At 72.4% G+C, this 16,545-nt stretch carries 10 protein-coding genes; 2 read left to right on the top strand and 8 right to left on the bottom strand.

The window, feature by feature from the left end; genetic code table 11:
* From AB0J40_RS45655 to AB0J40_RS45680, 6 genes are all read right to left on the bottom strand, one after another.
* Window positions 1-1,413, bottom strand: a 1,413-nt coding sequence (locus AB0J40_RS45655; RefSeq protein WP_364466618.1) for a dynamin family protein, incomplete at its 3' end; no start/stop codon positions are given.
* A complete protein-coding gene (locus AB0J40_RS45660) occupies window positions 1,410-3,251 on the bottom strand; it encodes a dynamin family protein (protein ID WP_364466620.1) in 1,842 nt (613 codons plus the stop codon). The genes AB0J40_RS45660 and AB0J40_RS45655, both read right to left, overlap by 4 nt.
* 47 nt (window positions 3,252-3,298) lie before the next feature.
* Window positions 3,299-4,288, bottom strand: coding sequence for a glycoprotein (locus AB0J40_RS45665; protein WP_364466622.1), 990 nt, complete (start codon window positions 4,286-4,288; stop codon window positions 3,299-3,301).
* 130 nt (window positions 4,289-4,418) lie between these two features.
* On the bottom strand, window positions 4,419-6,983 hold the full coding sequence (locus AB0J40_RS45670) for an AAA family ATPase (RefSeq protein ID WP_364466624.1): 2,565 nt from the start codon (window positions 6,981-6,983) through the stop codon (window positions 4,419-4,421).
* A 135-nt stretch (window positions 6,984-7,118) separates the two neighbouring features.
* Entirely contained in the window at window positions 7,119-7,724 is a 606-nt protein-coding gene (locus AB0J40_RS45675) for a hypothetical protein (RefSeq protein ID WP_364466626.1), read from the bottom strand.
* Window positions 7,725-7,728: 4 nt separating this feature from the next.
* Entirely contained in the window at window positions 7,729-8,151 is a 423-nt protein-coding gene (locus AB0J40_RS45680; RefSeq protein WP_364466628.1) for a hypothetical protein, read from the bottom strand.
* Window positions 8,152-8,280: 129 nt separating this feature from the next.
* Between AB0J40_RS45680 and AB0J40_RS45685 the strand changes: the two genes are divergently transcribed.
* Window positions 8,281-9,687 carry a hypothetical protein gene (locus AB0J40_RS45685; protein WP_364466630.1) on the top strand — a complete coding sequence of 469 codons (1,407 nt, stop codon included), beginning with the start codon at window positions 8,281-8,283 and terminating at the stop codon, window positions 9,685-9,687.
* 18 nt (window positions 9,688-9,705) lie between these two features.
* On the opposite strand, the gene AB0J40_RS45690 is transcribed toward AB0J40_RS45685, so the two are convergent.
* Window positions 9,706-11,589: a hypothetical protein gene (locus AB0J40_RS45690; RefSeq protein WP_364466632.1), complete on the bottom strand. Its 1,884-nt coding sequence runs from the start codon at window positions 11,587-11,589 to the stop codon at window positions 9,706-9,708.
* A gap of 199 nt (window positions 11,590-11,788) precedes the next feature.
* Here AB0J40_RS45690 and AB0J40_RS45695 point away from each other — a divergent pair, with 199 nt between their 5' ends.
* Entirely contained in the window at window positions 11,789-12,940 is a 1,152-nt protein-coding gene (locus tag AB0J40_RS45695) for an FAD-dependent monooxygenase (protein WP_364466634.1), read from the top strand.
* Here AB0J40_RS45695 and metH read toward each other — a convergent pair.
* Window positions 12,922-16,545, bottom strand: coding sequence for a methionine synthase (metH, locus tag AB0J40_RS45700; RefSeq protein WP_364466636.1), 3,624 nt, complete (start codon window positions 16,543-16,545; stop codon window positions 12,922-12,924). The two genes, AB0J40_RS45695 and metH, sit on opposite strands and share 19 nt — an antisense overlap.

Below are 16,545 nucleotides of genomic sequence, written 5' to 3' on the forward strand. Positions count from 1 at the left end.
CGGGCCCGGGCCCGGCCGGGCGCCGGGGTACGGGGGGGGCGCGGCCCGCGCCTCCCACCTCAGCTGGTCGGGGCGGTGCGCCTGCCGGACCGCGGCGCGGCCCGCGTCCGCCGGCAGGCCCAGCCGGCTCGGCACGTCCACCCCGGCCGCGCCGAGCAGCCGTTCCGCGTCGCGGGCCTCGTCGGTGGTGAACAGCACGGCGCCGAGCCGGATCGAGTCGATCAGCTGGATCTCGGCGAACTCGTGCGCGCCGGCGACGATCCGCTCCCACTCGTGCAGCAGCCCGCCGGTGCGGTCCGGGTAGGCCCGCAGCACCAGTTCCGCCGCCTGCAGCGCCGACCGCGCCTTGAGGACGTCGGCGCGCGCGGCGAACTGGGACGTCAGCAGCGACCGCAGCCGGTGCAGGCCGCTGCGGGCGAGCAGCTCGCCCGACAGCGCCCGCGCGCCGGTCACGTGGCCGCCGGCGACCAGCTCGATCCCGAGGCGGACGCCGAAAAGTCCGTAGCGGGACAGCAGTTCGGCACGCGCGGCCACCGGAACGTCCACTTCGGACTCGGTGCGCGCGAACCGGTCGGCCGAGGTCAGCAGCCGCGCCACTTCGGCTTCCGGACCCGCGGCCAGCACCCGGAAGGCGCGGTACTCGGACTCCTTCAGCGACGCGGCGGAGCCGGCCAGCAGGCCGGCCACCGGGACGACGGTCTGGCAGAGCCCCCGCACGCGGGGGTCGCGGGCGTAGCGGGCGGCGATCTTCTCCGCCGAGTCGAGCGCGTCGACGCGGGCGTGCCCGACCTCGTCGGCCTTGGACAGCACGCCGATCGTGTTCACCGGGCGGCGCTGCGCCGGGTCGTCGTGGAAAGCGTCGAGGAAGCGGACGTCGTCGCCGTGGACGTGGCGCATCAGGTACACGACCGCGTCCGCGGTCCCGACGCCGTCACCTTCGGGCACCAGCGCCGCCTCGGTGCGTCCGGAGACCTCGGAGCGCGCCGAGCCGAGGCCGGGCGTGTCGATCAACGTCATCGCGCGCAGGGCGGGCGACGGCCAGTCGACGACGAGCCGGTCGACGTCCTCGGGCGCCATGCCGAGCTCCAGGCCGAGCGTCCCGGACAGGCGGCCGAACGGCAGCTGGCGCGGCATCCCGCGGACGGGGTGCAGCATGATCCGGTAGGTCGGGCCGTTGCGGTACCAGGTGACGACCCGGGTGCACTCCCCCGCGTCCGTCGCCGCCAGCTCCTGGCCGACGAGGGCGTTGAGCAGCGTCGACTTGCCCGCCTTCACGCGGCCGGCGATGGCGACGCGCAGCGGCTCGGCGAGCCGGCCGGCGATCTGCCGCAGCTGCGGCTCGGCCGGCGTGCCGGCGTACCCGGCGCACGCGCGGGCGACGAACCCGCGGACCTGGACGTAGAGCGGGGTCATCGCGTCACCGCCGGGACGGGTTTGGGCGCACTGCGCAGGGTGAGCTCGTCGGCGCGGCGGCCGAGCACTTCGAGGGCTTCGATGTCGGCTTCGAGGCGCTTGAGCTCGGCGGCCTCGGCGTCGTCGTCGACGACGGCCTTCTTGGCGTTCGCGAGTGCCTCGGTGAGGGACCGCTGGAGTTCTTCGACGCGGGCGCTGTAGGCGTCGCGGAGTTCTCTTTGGACGGTCCGCATCGCGTCGCGGGAGTCCTTGCCCACCTGGAGGTTGAACTCGTCGACGAACCGGCGCACGGCGGTCTTCGCCAGGCTGCGGCGCTTTTCCAGCTGCCGCTTGCGTTCGTCGACGAAGCCGGAGCGGCCCATGAGCAGGCCGGCCGCGACCCCGAACGGCGTGGGGATGGCGAGCGCGGCCATCTTCGTGAGCATGGAGAACATGAGGAAGCCGCTGTAGGCCTTCTGGAACGCGGCCATCCCGGTGGCGCCGCGGGTCTTGACACCGGTGAACGAGGAGTCGATGTCGATCTCCTCGACGACCTTGACGGGCGCCTGGACCTCGCGCGGCAGCACGGCCTGTGACTCGGCGAGCTCGAAGTGCTCGGCGACGCGGGACGCCAGGCCGCGCGCGTCCTTGACGAAGGTCGCGTAGTTCTCGAGGGTCTCGTTCGCGAGGCGCTGGCGCAGCCACTTCTCGAACTCGTCCCAGTTCTTGGCCGGGTCGCCGTCCTCGATGGCCTCTTCCGCCTCGTGCAGTACCCCACGGGAACGGGCGCGCAGGTCGTAGTCCACATCGGACGAAATGTCGGCGAAGCCGTCGAAGAGCAGCTGCTGCCACTTCGCGGACTGGCTGCGCAGCGCGTCGACGCGGTCGTTGACCCGGCCCAGCTCCGCGACGAGCGCGGCGGACTGCTCGGGGTGGGCGAGCGCGGTCCGGCGGGCGCGCAGGGAGGCGTGCAGCTGCCCGACGGCGGACCCGACGTGCAGGCCCACGGCGTTGAGCGCGGACCGCTCGGCGTCGCCGACCACGCCCTGCAGGCACTTGACCAGCTGGGGGAAGCCGGATTCGACGTTCATCTCCTGGTCGGCGGAGCGCGCCGCGACGGTGCGCAGCTCCGAGGAGACGGCGACGGTCTCGATGGTGATCCCGCACGCTTCGAGGTGGCCGGCGTTGAGCTCGAGGATGCGCCGCCAGTGCGGGTAGAGGTCGATCTTGGTGAGGACGAAGAAGACCGTCGGGCAGAGTTCCTTGACGGTCCGGAGGAACCGCAGCTCGGCGCCGGTGAGTTCCTGCGAGGCGTCGGAAAGGAAGAGAACGGCGTGGGCGCGCGGCAGCGAGCTGACCGTGACGGCGTTGTGCAGCGAGCCGAGCCCGCCGACGCCGGGGGTGTCGACCAGCGCCAGCCCGCCGGAGAGCAGCTGGCGGCTGATCGACGCGGTGACCGACTTGAGCTTGCGGACGTTGCCGGGGTTCCCGGCTTCGCTCACGTGGGTGGGAAGGTCTTCGAGGGAGATCCGCTCGGTCCACGGCGGCGACGACGGGTCGGCCGGCTCGTAGGTCGCCAGAGCCCCGGACTCCGGCGCGTACCGGACGACGGTCGGCACCGCGGTCGCGATGTCGTCGTCGACCGGGCAGATCTTCGCGGTCAGCAGGGCGTTGATGAGCGAGCTCTTGCCCTGCTTGAACTCCCCGACGACGTAGACGGTGATGTCCGGTTCGGACAGCAGGCGCCGGGCGTCGGTGAGGCGCTGGACGAGATCGTCCCGCCCGTAGGCCTTCGCTCCCTTGACGGCGAGGTCGAGGGTGTCGAGGGCGATGCGCCCCCCGCCGCTCGGCTCCTGCATGACCGCTCCCTCTTGCTTACGTGCTTGCCTTGCTCGTCTTCGCCGGCTCAGTAGTGGTCGACGTCGTGGTGGTGGTCGACGTGGTCGGCGTGGTAGTCGTGGTGCTCGCCGCCGTGGTGCTCGTGCTCGTGGCCGTGGTGCTCGTGCGACGCCTGCTCGTTGAACTGGTCGCCGCCGTGGCCGTGGTGGGCCTGTTCGTTCTGGAAGATGTTGCCGTGACCGCCCGTGGAGGCCTGCTCGTTGAACTGGTTGCCGCCGTGGCCTTGGCCCTGTTCGTTCTGGAAGATGTTGCCGTGGCCGCCGGTCGAGGCCTGCTCGTTGAACTGGTTCCCACCGTGACCGCCGGAACCCTGCTCGTTCTGGAAGATGTCCCCACGGCCGCCCGTGGACGCCTGCTCGTTGAACTGGTTCCCACCGTGACCGCCCGAGCCCTGCTCGTTCTGGAAGATGTCCCCACGGCCGCCCGTGGACGCCTGCTCGTTGAACTGGTTCCCACCGTGCCCACCCGAGCCCTGCTCGTTCTGGAAGATGTCCCCACGACCACCCGTCGACGCCTGCTCGTTGAACTGGTTCCCACCGTGCCCACCCGAGCCCTGCTCGTTCTGGAAGATGTCTCCCACGCCGCCACCGGTCGAGGCCTGCTCGTTGAACTGGTTCTCACCGTGACCGCCGGAACCCTGCTCGTTCTGGAAAATGTCTCCCACGCCGCCACCGGTCGAGGCCTGCTCGTTGAACTGGTTGCCGCCGTGACCGCCGGAACCCTGCTCGTTCTGGAACACGTCACCGTGGTGGCCGGCCGAGGCCTGCTCGTTGAACTGGTTGCCGCCGCGGCCGGAGCCTTGCTCGTTCTGGAAGATGTCCCCGCGACCACCCGTCGACGCCTGCTCGTTGAACTGGTTCCCACCGGAACCACCCGAACCCTGCTCGTTCTGGAAAATGTTCCCCGAGCCGCCCGTCGCGGCCTGCTCGTTGAACTGGTTCCGGCCGCTACCGGAACCCTGCTCGTTCTGGAAAACGTCGCCCGATGAAGTCGTCATCGTGTGCACTCCTGACATTCGGATCGGTGAAGCCCGTGCCCCTCCGTTGTCATCCAGTCTTGAGCCGGAAGCAGCCCCGGTCATGAGTAGCGCCCTACTCGGCTTCCGCCCTGCCGCGGACGTGATCTACCTATGGACCGTCGGCGGGACTACTCCCCGATGCCAGTGGCCCCACCACCGATGCCAGCTCGCGGCGCCCGGAAATACCCAATTTCGCGTAGACCCCGTGCAGCACGTTGTCGACCGTCCGGACCGACACGACCAGCCGGTCCGCCACCGCGCGGCTCGTCAGGCCCGTCGCCACCAGGCGGGCGATCTCCAGCTCCCGGACCGTCAAGTCGAGCGGCGTCTCCAAAAGCGACAACGCAGGCGTCGCGGCGTCCTCACAGGACGCCAGCCACGACCTCGCCCGCTGCGCCGACGTCGCCGCGCTGCCGTTCTTGCCCTCCGCGCGGTACGCCCGGGCCGCCTGGGCCGATGCCTCCGCCGCCAGCAGTCGCGCGCCGGCGTCGGCGAACGAAGCCGCCACCTCGTCCAACGCCGCCGGGTCCGAGCGGGCCGCCGCGTGTGCCGAATACAGCGCCGCCATTCCGCCCGACGAGGGGATCTCCCCCGGGTCGGCCCCGAACCTGAGCAGGTCGTAGCGGATCTCCGCCGCGACCGCGAGCCTGCCGTCCGACAACGCCGCGGCCGCGGCGGACGCGGCCAGCTCCGCCGCCCGTGACAGCTCGCCCCGCGCCGCCGCCACCCACGCGCCGTCCCAGTCGCCCAGTGGCTCCGCGATCCGGCCGCTCATCGCCGTCGCGCGGACCAGTGCCGCGGCGACCGCCGGGCGGAACTCGTGCGGCTGGTCGTGCGCGTCCGCCGCCAAGGCCTCGCGCAGCCAGCGGATCGCGCCGCGGACGTTGCCGTACGCCAGCGCGACCGTCCCGAGCGACGCCGCCGCGCCCGCCACCGCCGGGCCCCACCGGTCCCGGACCGCGTCGCGGTAGTCGTCGCCCGCCAGGTCCTCGGCCTCCTCGAGCCGGCCGGCCCGGCACAGCGCGACGATCCGCGCGTGCTCCAGCCGCACCCGCGCCCCCGGCGCAAAAGCGTCCGAGATCCGCGACGCGATCTCCAGCCCCTCGCCGACGACGCCCAGGCACGCCTCCGTCCGCCCGGTCGTCGCCAAGGCCCCGGCCGCGACGACCAGCGCCGCCAGCCGCAGCGCGTCGCCGCGCCGGTTGCGGTCCAGCACCGGGCCGAGCAGCTCCAAAGCCGCCCGCGACGCGCCCGAAGCCGCCAAGAGCGCCGCGCGGGCGGTCACGAGGTCGTCCTGGGTCCCGGACACCGCCGTTTCGGCGGTGTCCAAGACCGCCGATGCCTCCTCGAACCGGTTCAGGCCGAACGCCAGGTTCCGCGCCCGCGTGGCCGCGACGCGCGCGTGCTGCGCGTCGGACACCGTTTCGCCCGCCAGCTCGGAAAGCAGCGCGTCCGCGTCGGCGGGCCGGCCGCCGGCGATCCGGACCTGGGCGAGCAGGAACTTCGCGCCGAACCCGCCGCCCATCCGGACCGCCTCGGCCGCCAGCTGCTCGGCCTGCGGGAAATCCTTGCGCAGCAACGTCTCCGCCGCGGCCCGCACCAGCTGCGGGTCGACCGGCAGCCCGGCGGCCAGCCGCCACCGCACCAGCCGCGGCTTGTCTTCCGCGCGCCGCGCGCCGGTCAGGTCCAGGGTCTGGGCGAGGATCCGGTAGGTGTCGCGCTGGCGCAGCGGCGACGTCCGGCGGCGGATCACCTCGGCGTAGAGCGGGTGCGCCAGCCGGACGTTCAGCCGCCGCCCGGTCCGTTCGGACACGACCAGCCCGGCCTGCTCGGTCGTGGCGAGGACGCGGGCGGCGCCGAGCCGCACCAGCGGTTCGCTGCCCAGCGGCTCCCCGAAGGCGAGCAGCTCCAGCAGCCGCCGCTCGTCGGCGTCGACCCGGTCGGTGCGGGTCTCGATCAGCTCGACCAGCCGCGGGGTCGCCGAGAGCGCCCCGCTCCACCGCCACACGCCGTCCTCGGCCGACAGCGAACCGCTGTCGAGCCCGCCCTGCACGAGCTCGCGCAGGAACAGCGGGTTGCCCAGCGTCAGGCCCCACAGCCGGTGCTCCGCGCCGTCGTCGAGCCGTCCGCCGAGGACCGCGGTGATCAGCTCGGTGGTCTGCGGGCGGCTCAGCTCCCCGATGTCGAGCCGCTCGGCGACGCGGTCCTTCCACATCGCGAACACCGGGTCGGGCACGCTCACGCCGTGCGGCGCGATGACGACCACGAACGCCGACGCCGTCGCGGCCAGCTGGTGCACCAGCGTCGCGGACAGGTCGTCGAGCAGGTGCGCGTCGTCGACGCACAGCACCAGCCGGCGCCCCTCCGCGCCGCGGGTGAGGTGGCCGGCGACCTGGTTGAGCCGGTGCGCGCGGTCGCCCGAGCCGTCCGCGCTGCCGGGCAGGAGGTGGGCGAACGCGCCGAACGGGATCGTCGACGCCGAAGACATCGCGCGCACCCAGTGCGTGCGCGCGCCGTCACCGGCCAGCTCGGCCAGCAGCACCTTCGCCAGGCGGGTCTTGCCCGCGCCGGCGCGGCCGGTCAGCAGCAGTCCGCACACCTCGGGATCGGCCATCGCCCGGCGCGCGAACGCCAGCTCCTGTTCGCGGCCGACCAGCGGCCAGTCGTTCGCCACACCCACTGCCTCCCCAACCCCTCACGGGCTTTCCGCGCCCGCGCACACTTCGTTCCTCGGATAATGAGCGCGCGGAGCCCGGCGGAGTACCGAATCCACGCGACAATTTCGTAAGAATCGCGATCGGGAATACCGTCATTTCCGATCGGACGGTGATTCTTTTTCCTGCGCCACCATCATTCCTATGACGCGCGGCAGCACCACCGCGTTCCAGCCGGCCATGGCGGTGACGAGTTCCGGCTCCGGCCCGCCGGTCCACACGCGCACCTGACCGGCGCGCAGGTCGGTGCCCAGCACGTCGGCCCACGGCACCTTCGGCGCGAACCACCGCCGCCGGCGCAGTCCTTCGGCGTCCGCGTCGATCCGCCGGTGCCCGCCCCCGCCGAACCGGGCGGTGGCACCGGCGGTGATCGCGTCGACCGCCGCCCGCGCGATCCGCGGGCAGGCCGCCGACTCGACCAGCTCGACCAGCCGCCGCCACGTTTCGCGCGCGTCTTCGAGCTCGTCGCGGCCGAAGGCGTCGAACACGAACCGGCTCCGCACCGGGCCGTGGGCCAGGCCCAGCGCATAGCTCGCCTGGTGCGGCCGGGCCGCCGCGTCGTAGGCGACCCGGTCCACCTCGGCCAGCCGGAAGACCCGGTCACCGATCACGATCACGTCGCCCGCCGCGGCGAGCGTCCGCCCGCCGCTGCGGACCAGGACCTCGCCGGAGCCGGTGAACGAGAACTTCCCGGCGGCCATCGGGCTACTTGCCGGTCTTCGCCAGGCAGAGCACGACGCCGGTCTCGCCCTCCTTGCCCTCCCAGAACACCTGGTCGGCGTCCGGGTACGGGGTGCACGCGCTGATCTGCGCCTCGATCTGCGTCTTGTCCTCGACCCGCGCGACGACCTTGAGCGTCGCCTCCGGCGTCCCGCAGTCGACGATCTTCACGTAGTTCTCGCCGCTTTCGGTGACGCAGTTGCCGACCTGGGCGTTCTCGCCGTTGGACCGGGTGGCCACCCAGACCAGCGCGAGGACCGCGGCGACCAGGATCAGGAACACGGTGAGCACGATCTTCTGCCGCCGCTTGGACTTCTTCGGCGCGGCCGGCGGCTGCGGCGGACCGGCCTGCGGCGGCGGCACGGGTCCGGTCGGTTCCGGGAACTGGGGTCCTCCCGCGTAGGTCATGACGTTCCTCCCTCGATGTCCTGCTGTCCCCTTCTAGGCGTTCCACCCGTGTTCCACGCTGTTCCACCCGTTGTTCCGGCGGCCGGGCCAGGATGGGACCGCCCCGTTCGCCGACGTGAGGACCCGAGGATGACCCGACTGCCCGCTTTGGCCGTCTCCGCGCTGACCACCGCCGCGCTCCTGACCGGCGGGACCGCCGAAGCCGCGAGCCCGCCGTTCACGGCCTCGGTCTTCCGCGCCACGCACAACAGCTATTCGGGCGACGTCGACGGCGCGAAGAGCTCGATCACCTACCAGCTCGACCACGGCGTCCGGTTCATCGAGTACGACATCCACGACAACGGCTACGCCACGAACCACGACTACGGGGTCGGCCACGACTCGCCCGGCAACGCCGTCGACCACAGCGGCGGCAACCCGGCGTCGAACAACCTGCGCGACTGGCTGTCGGTGGTGAACACCTGGTCGGCCGCCCACCCTTCGGCCGCGCCGATCGTCGTCATGCTCGACCTCAAGGACGACCTGACCGACAACGCGAACTTCGCGGCGGGCAACCTGGCCGCGGTCAACCAGGAACTGGAATCGGTGTTCGGCGGCCGGCTGCTGCGGGCGCAGGACTACCCGGCCGGCTCGCCGGCCGTGGACGCGCTGCGCGGGCGCGTGCTGCCGCTGCTCTCGGGCGACGGCGGCAGCCGCAGCGAATACAAGCGGGACGTCGGGTACCACCCGGCGGTCGCGCTCAACGGCCGCGGCCAGGTCGTCGAGGTGCACGACTCCGGCGGCGGCGCGCTCTGGTACTGGACCGGGACCTACGGCGCCGACGGCCGCGTCACCTGGCTGCGGCACGGCAAGTACGACAGCGGCCAGACCCCGGCCGTCGCGCTCGACGACGACGGTGACCTCGTCGAGGTCCACCAGTCCCAGTCCGCGACGACGCTCTGGTACCACGTCGGCAAGCTCGGCGCCGACGGCGAGATCACCTGGCAGGCCAGCCACCAGTACGACAACGGCGTCCAGCCGACGGTCGCCTTCACCGACGCGACGCACCTGCGGGAGATCCACCAGAGCCAGAGCAGCAGCCAGAACTGGACCTGGACCGGGACCCTCACCGGCACGGCGGTGACGTGGACCGGCAACGCCAAGACCTCGGACGCGCGGTACGCCAAGGACACCGCCACCAACGGCACCCGCCGGATGAAGGTGTGGACCGGCGCGGACGGCCCGACGCCGTCGAACACCCTGCGCGCGGACACCGCGAGCGTCACCGGTGACCGGGTCCGCTACCGGCAGGTCGCCTTCGACGAGTTCCAGCAGGGCGACAGCGCGGAGCTGCAGCAGGGCGCGCTGTTCTACGGGGCGCCCGCGACGGAGTCGGCGTTCATCACCTCGGCCCGCCAGTCGGGCAAGCTGGTCCGCGGCTGGGACTTCGACTCGGCGGGCGACGCGACGACGCCGCTCGCGAACTACCCGGCGACCAACCACCCGTACGACGCCTGGTACCAGACGTTGCTGACCCAGAACGGCGCCGTCGAGTAAGCCGTCTCCCGCGGCCGGTCAGCCCGGGTCGTAGCTGCAGCGGGTGCCGGTGCGGACGCCGTCGCGCAGGACGTCGCCGATCACGGCGTCCGCCGCGGCGATCCGGGTCAGCGCGCGGCGGATCGCCTTGCCCACCGCGACCCGGGCCTTCTCCTCCGCGCCCGCGAACTCGCGGACGCGGCCGGCCAGCCCCGCGGCGGCCGACAGCTCGCCCAGCAGCCAGTCGCGCTCGGTGCGGACCTGCTCGGCCCGGCCGGTGTCGTGGTTGGCCTCGTGCTCGTCGAGCTCGGCCTCGAGGTTCGCGAGCCAGCGCCGGTAGTGCCCGGTCGCCTCCTGGTCGAGCACCGGCTGCGCCGACGTCGCCTCGGCGACCACCCCGTGCGCCAGCTCGACCGCGGTCAGCTCGTGGCCGGGGTTGTCCAGCAGTGTCGCGAGGTAGCCCATGCCGACGCTGTGCTCGACCAGCGCGGACCGCCCGTCCAGGACGAAGAGCCAGTGGCTGCCCTGGCGACGGCACGTGACGCGCCGGTTCCCGCCACCGGACGCGAAACCGGGCAGCACCATCCCGAGCTGCTCCGCCTCCCGGGTCGCCGCGGCCAGCTCCCGCGCGCCTTCCGCCGAAGCGGGTCCCAGCGCCTGCGCGAGCCGGGCGCGCGACAGCGCCGCGGCCGGCCAGTGCGCCAGCGCGAGGTTGTCGCGCACCGCCGCCCGGAAGTGCTCGGTGGCCCGTGCGGTCTCGCCCGCGGTCAGCATCGCGACGCCCAGCGCGTGCTGCACCGAGCCGAAGCAGGCGACGCCGAGACTGGCCGTCATGGGCAGCCGTGCGAAGGGCGTGAGCAGCGCGTACGCGGCGAGCGCGGAGTCGACGTCCGAGAGCAGGTAGGCGGACTCGACGATCCCGTACATCGACACGAGCCAGCTGCTCGACCGCGGCAGCAGCGCCAGGTCCCGGCCGCGCAGCCGGGCCAGCGCCCCGGCGGCCTCGCGCTCGTCCCCGGCCGCCGCGGCGGCGACGGCCAGCCCGGCGATCAGCGCGTTGTCCACCGCGCTGAGCGTCGGCGAGTGCACGGTTTCCCGCAGCACCGGCAGCAGCTCGGCGACGCGGCCCTGGTACCAGCGCACGGCCCCGACCTGCGCGGTGTACCAGCCGATCGCGTCGGCGTCGCCGGCCTGCTCGCCGCGCAGCGCGCAGGCCGCCGCGCGGTTTTCGGCCTCGTCGAACCGGCCGGCCCGGATGCTGAGCATGACGTCGATCGCGTCGAGCACGAACCCGACCGCGAGGTGGTCGCGCTCGGCCAGCAGGCCACGCAGGTCCGCGAGCCCGCGCTGGGCGTGCGGGTCGGCGTCGAGGAACAGGTCGACCGTGCGCCAGAGCAGGCCCATCAGCAGGTCGCTGCGGCGATCGGTGCGGAAGCCCTCGGTGATCAGCTCCTGCGCGAGCGCCCGGCGCTGGCCGCCGTGGCCGGGCCCGAGCAGGCAGTGGTGGGCCAGGCTCGCGGCCTCGGCCCAGGCGACCGGGTCGCCCGCGCGCTTGGCCTCCTCGAGCACCGCGAGGATCTCGTTGCTCTCCCCCGCCACGTAGTCGGCTTCGCCCGCGAGCCGGGCCTTGAGCCGCAGGGCCAGCGACGACCCCGGGGAGACGGCGGTCCGCGCGCTGCGCAACCGGGCCTGCAGCAGCGCGGCGGCGGGCGCGCTCCGAAGTTCGTGCACCCACAGCCCGGCCAGCCCCAGTGCGGCGCGGGCCATCCCCTCCCCGTCGCACGCGGCCTCCGCGGCCCGGTACGCCCGGTCGAACCACTCCCGGCCGGCACGCAGGTCGCCGTCGGCCTCGAGTGCGCGCTCCCCGTTGCGCAGCAGCTCGCCGAGCGCGGTGGCCGCCGGTCGCGTTTCGCTGTCCAGCATCGCCGCCCCCTCTCCCCCGGCAAATGGTGCCCGCGCGACCGGCCGGGGTCAACGTGCGAAAACCGGCGGGAAAACCGTGGCCGTGGCCGGGAATTTTCCGTCGTCACGGTCCGCGCGCGGTCCACTCGCGACAGTCGCTGACGGCCGCCGTCAGCGCTTCGCCAGAGACCGGTCAGCCGTCCCGGTGATGCTCGGCGGCATGAAAAAGCCGACCGTCCTGATCTCCGGCGCGAGCATCGCCGGCCCCGCCCTCGCCCTCTGGCTGACCCGCTACGGCTACGACGTCACGGTCGTCGAGCGCGCTCCTTCGGTGCGGCCCGGCGGCCAGTCCGTCGACTTCAAGGGCGCCACCCACCGGACCGTGCTCGAGCGCATGGGCATCCTCGACGACGTCCTGGCCCGGCAGACCGGTGGCACCGACCAGACCATCGTCGACGCCGCCGGCCGCCCGCGGGCCGTGATCCCCGGCGAGTTCACCGGCGGCGACATCGAGATCCGCCGCGGCGACCTCGCGGACATCCTGTACGAGCACACGGACTGCGAGTACCTCTTCGGCGACACCATCACGGCGCTGATCGAGACGGCCGACGGCGTCGACGTCACCTTCGCCACCGCCGCACCCCGCCGGTTCGACCTCGTCGTCGGCGCCGACGGTATCCACTCGAACGTCCGGCGGCTGGCCTTCGGTCCCGAACGCGACTACGTCCGGTTCCTCGGCCACTACTACGCCCTCGCCGAACTGGGCGAACAGGTCGGCGGCGGTGAGGCCGTGATGTACAACGAGCCGGGCCGGATGGCCGCCGTCGGCGGGCCGAAGGCCTCGGCGTTCCTGGTCTTCGCCTCACCCGAGCTGGACTACGACCGCGGCGACACCGGCACGCAGCGGAAGCTGGTGGCCGAGGCCTACCGCGGGGCGGCCTGGCGGGTGCCCGAACTGATCGCGAAGCTGCCGGACGCCCGCGAGTTCTACCTGGACTCCCTCGCCCGCGTCACGATCGACCACTACTCCCGCGGCCGGGTCGTCCTGCTCGGCGACGCCGCCTACGGCAACACCCTCGGCGGCTTCGGCACCGGCCTCGCGATCGTCGGCGCCTACGTGCTCGCCGGCGAGCTCCTCGAAGCGAACGGCGACCACCGCATCGCCTTCGCCCGCTACGAAGAACAGCTGCGCGGCTACGCCAAGGTCGCGCAGCGCGGCAGCGCGGGTCCGTTCCTCGCGCCGCCGTCGCCGCTGCGGATCAAGCTGCGGGACTGGACGTTCAAGTCCCGCTTCCTGCTCGGCCTGATGCTCAAGGCGACCGACAGGTTCGCCACCGACATCGAGCTGAAGGACTACGCCTCGGGCTCGTAGGCCAGGTTCGGCCGCAGCCACTGCTCGACCTCGGCGACCGCGACGCCCTTGCGGCGCGCGTAGTCCTCGATCTGGTCGCGGCCGAGCCGCCCGACGGTGAAGTACCGCGAGTCCGGGTGCGCGAAGATCAGCCCGGACACGCTCGCCGCCGGCGTCATCGCGAACGACTCGGTCAGGTCCATCCCCAGCCGATCGGCTTCGAGCAGTTCGAACAGCTCACGCTTCTGGCTGTGGTCGGGGCTGGCCGGGTAGCCCAGCGCCGGGCGGATGCCGCGGAACCGCTCCGCGTGCAGGTCGGCCAGCACCGGCTCGGCGTCCGGCTCGAACCAGTCGCGGCGGGCCCGCAGGTGGATGTGCTCGGCGAAGGCCTCGGCGAGCCGGTCGGCCAGCGCCTTGACCATGATCGCGCGGTAGTCGTCCTGCTCGGCTTCGTACTTCGCCGCCAGTTTCTCCGCGCCGTGGATCGCGACCGCGAAGCCGCCGAGGTGGTCGCCTTCCGGAGCGATGTAGTCGGCGAGGCAGCGGTTGGCGCGGTCCTCCGGCTTCGACGTCTGCTGGCGCAGCATCGGGAACCCGACGTGCGCGAACTCGCCGTCGAGCCGGATGTCGTCGCCCTCGCTGTGCGCCGGCCAGAACGCGTACGCGCCCTTCGCGGTGAAGCTGCCTTCGGCGATGATCTGGTCGAGCAGCTTGTTCGCGTCGTCGAACAGCTCGCGGGCGACCGGCTGCTCCAGGATCGCCGGGTACTTGCCCTTGAGCTGCCAGGCCAGGAACAGGAACTGCCAGTCGATCATCTCGCGCAGCTCGGCGATGGACGGCTCGACGACCCGGGTGCCGGTGAACAGCGGCGTCGGCAGGTCGGCGAACACCACCTGCTCGCGGTTGAGCCGCGCCTGCTCGAGCGTGAGCATCGGGCGGCGCTGCTTGCTCGCGTGCTGCTCGCGCAGCACCTCCTGGTCGGCGCGGTTCTTCTCGGCGAGCGCGATCGAGCGGTCCGGGTCGAGCAGGTCGGACACCACGCCGACCACGCGCGACGCGTCGAGCACGTGGACCGTCGCGTTGTCGTAGACGGGCGCGATCTTCACCGCGGTGTGCTGGCGGGACGTCGTCGCGCCGCCGATCAGCAGCGGCAGCTTCAGCCCGCGCCGCTGCATCTCGGTGGCGACGGCGACCATCTCGTCCAGCGACGGCGTGATCAGCCCGGACAGCCCGACGGCGTCGGCGCCTTCGGTGACCGCGGTGTCGAGGATCTTCCCGGCGGGCACCATCACGCCGAGGTCGATCACCTCGTAGTTGTTGCAGCCGAGCACGACGCCGACGATGTTCTTGCCGATGTCGTGGACGTCGCCCTTCACCGTGGCGAGCACGATCTTGCCCTGGCCGCCCGACGTGGCGAGCCTGCCCTCCTGGCGCGCCTTCTCCTTCTCCGCCTCCATGAACGGCTCGAGGTAGGCGACGGACCGCTTCATCACGCGGGCGCTCTTCACGACCTGCGGCAGGAACATCTTGCCGGAGCCGAACAGGTCGCCGACGATCTTCATGCCGTCCATCAGCGGGCCCTCGATGACGTCGAGGGGCCGCGCCAGCTGCTGCCGGGCCTCTTCGGTGTCGTCTTCGATGTAGTCGACGATGCCGTGCACCAGCGCGTGCGACAGCCGCTCCCCGACCGTGCCTTCGCGCCAGGAGAGGTCCACGACGCGCTTGGTGCCGCTGCCCTTGACGTTCTCGGCGAAGCTCACCAGCCGGTCGGTGGCGTCCTCGCGGCGGTCGAACAGCACGTCCTCGACCAGTTCGAGCAGGTCCTTCGGGATGTCTTCGTAGACCGCGAGCTGGCCCGCGTTGACGATGCCCATGTCCAGGCCGGCCCGCACGGCGTGGAAGAGGAACGCCGAGTGCATCGCCTCGCGGACGACGTCGTTGCCGCGGAAGGAGAACGACAGGTTCGAGATGCCGCCCGAGATGTGCACGCCCGGACAGCGCTGCTTGATCCGGGGCAGCGCGTCGATGAACGCCTTCGCGTAGCCGTTGTGCTCGGCGATGCCGGTGGCGACGGCCAGGACGTTCGGGTCGAAGATGATGTCCTCGCCCGCGAAGCCCGCCTTCCGCGTGAGCAGGTCGTAGGCGCGGGCGCAGATCTCGACCTTGCGGTCGGCGGTGTCGGCCTGGCCCTGCTCGTCGAAGGCCATCACGACGACGCCGGCGCCGTAGTTGCGGATCGTGCGGGCCTGGGCCAGGAACGGCTCCTCGCCCTCCTTGAGGCTGATCGAGTTGACCACGCCCTTGCCCTGCAGGCAGCGCAGCCCGGCTTCGAGCACGCTCCACTTGGAGCTGTCGACCATCACCGGGATCCGCGCGACCTCGGGCTCGGTGGCGATCAGGTTGAGGAACGTCGTCATCGCCTGCTCGGAGTCGAGCAGGTCGGCGTCCATGTTGACGTCGAGCAGGTTGGCCCCGCCGCGGACCTGCTCCAGCGCGACGTCGACGGCGCCCTGGTGGTCACCGGACTCGATGAGCCGGCGGAACCGCTTGGAGCCGGTGACGTTGGTGCGCTCGCCGATCATCACGAACCCGGTGTCGGCGCCGATGCCGAACGGCTCGAGCCCGCTGAACCGGGTGTGCGTGCGCGGCGCCGGCACCTCGCGGGGCGTGACGCCCTTCGCGGCTTCGGCGATCTTCTCGATGTGCGCGGGGCTGGTGCCGCAGCAGCCGCCGACCAGGTTGACCAGTCCGTCGCGGGCGAACCCGCCGACCAGCCCGGCCGTCTCCGCCGGCGTCTCGTCGTAGCCGCCGAACGCGTTCGGGAGGCCGGCGTTCGGGTGGCAGGCGACGTAGGTGTCGGCGATCCGCGAGAGCTCCTCGACGTGCGGGCGCATCTCCTCCGCGCCCAGCGAGCAGTTCACCCCGACGACCAGCGGTTTCGCGTGCTCGATCGAGCTCCAGAACGCCTCGACCGTCTGCCCCGAGAGCGTGCGGCCGCTCAGGTCGACGATGGTGACCGAGATCCACAGCGGCAGGTGCGGCGCGACCTCGCGGGCGGCGGCGATCGCGGCCTTGCAGTTGAGCGTGTCGAAGATCGTCTCGATCAGCAGCAGGTCGACGCCGCCCTCGGCGAGCCCGGCGATCTGCTCCGCGTAGGACGCCTTGACCTGCTCGAACGTCACGGCGCGGTACGCCGGGTCCTCGACCTTCGGCGACAGGCTGAGCGTGACGTTGAGCGGGCCGATCGAGCCGGCGACGAACCGGTCTCCGAACTCGTCGGCGGCCTGGCGGGCCAGCTGCGCGCCGCGGACGTTCATCTCGTGGACGTACGCCTGCAGCCCGTAGTCGGCCTGGCCGATGCTGGTGGCCGTGAAGGTGTTCGTCGTGGTGATGTCCGCACCGGCCGCGAGGTACTGGCGGTGGACGTCGAGGATGACGTCCGGGCGGGTGAGGTTCAGCAGGTCGGGGTCGCCGGTGACGTCGTGGGTGTGCTCGCCGAAGCGGTCGCCGCGGTAGTCGGCCGGGGTGAGCCCGGCGCCCTGCAGCATGGTGCCCCAGGCACCGTCGAGGACCGCCACGCGGCGGCCCAGCAGCTCACGCAGCCGGCTGGTGGGATCTTGACTCAT

This window comes from Amycolatopsis sp. NPDC049691, from assembly GCF_040675005.1.
GTDB lineage: Bacteria > Actinomycetota > Actinomycetes > Mycobacteriales > Pseudonocardiaceae > Amycolatopsis.

Coding starts and splice junctions, on each gene's coding strand:
- AB0J40_RS45660 (WP_364466620.1), bottom strand. CDS start 3,251: ATGCAGGAGCCGAGCGGCGGGGGGCGCATCGCCCTCGACACCCTCGAC.
- AB0J40_RS45695 (WP_364466634.1), top strand. CDS start 11,789: ATGAAAAAGCCGACCGTCCTGATCTCCGGCGCGAGCATCGCCGGCCCC.
- AB0J40_RS45675 (WP_364466626.1), bottom strand. CDS start 7,724: ATGGCCGCCGGGAAGTTCTCGTTCACCGGCTCCGGCGAGGTCCTGGTC.
- AB0J40_RS45680 (WP_364466628.1), bottom strand. CDS start 8,151: ATGACCTACGCGGGAGGACCCCAGTTCCCGGAACCGACCGGACCCGTG.
- AB0J40_RS45665 (WP_364466622.1), bottom strand. CDS start 4,288: ATGACGACTTCATCGGGCGACGTTTTCCAGAACGAGCAGGGTTCCGGT.
- AB0J40_RS45690 (WP_364466632.1), bottom strand. CDS start 11,589: ATGCTGGACAGCGAAACGCGACCGGCGGCCACCGCGCTCGGCGAGCTG.
- AB0J40_RS45685 (WP_364466630.1), top strand. CDS start 8,281: ATGACCCGACTGCCCGCTTTGGCCGTCTCCGCGCTGACCACCGCCGCG.
- metH (WP_364466636.1), bottom strand. CDS start 16,545: ATGAGTCAAGATCCCACCAGCCGGCTGCGTGAGCTGCTGGGCCGCCGC.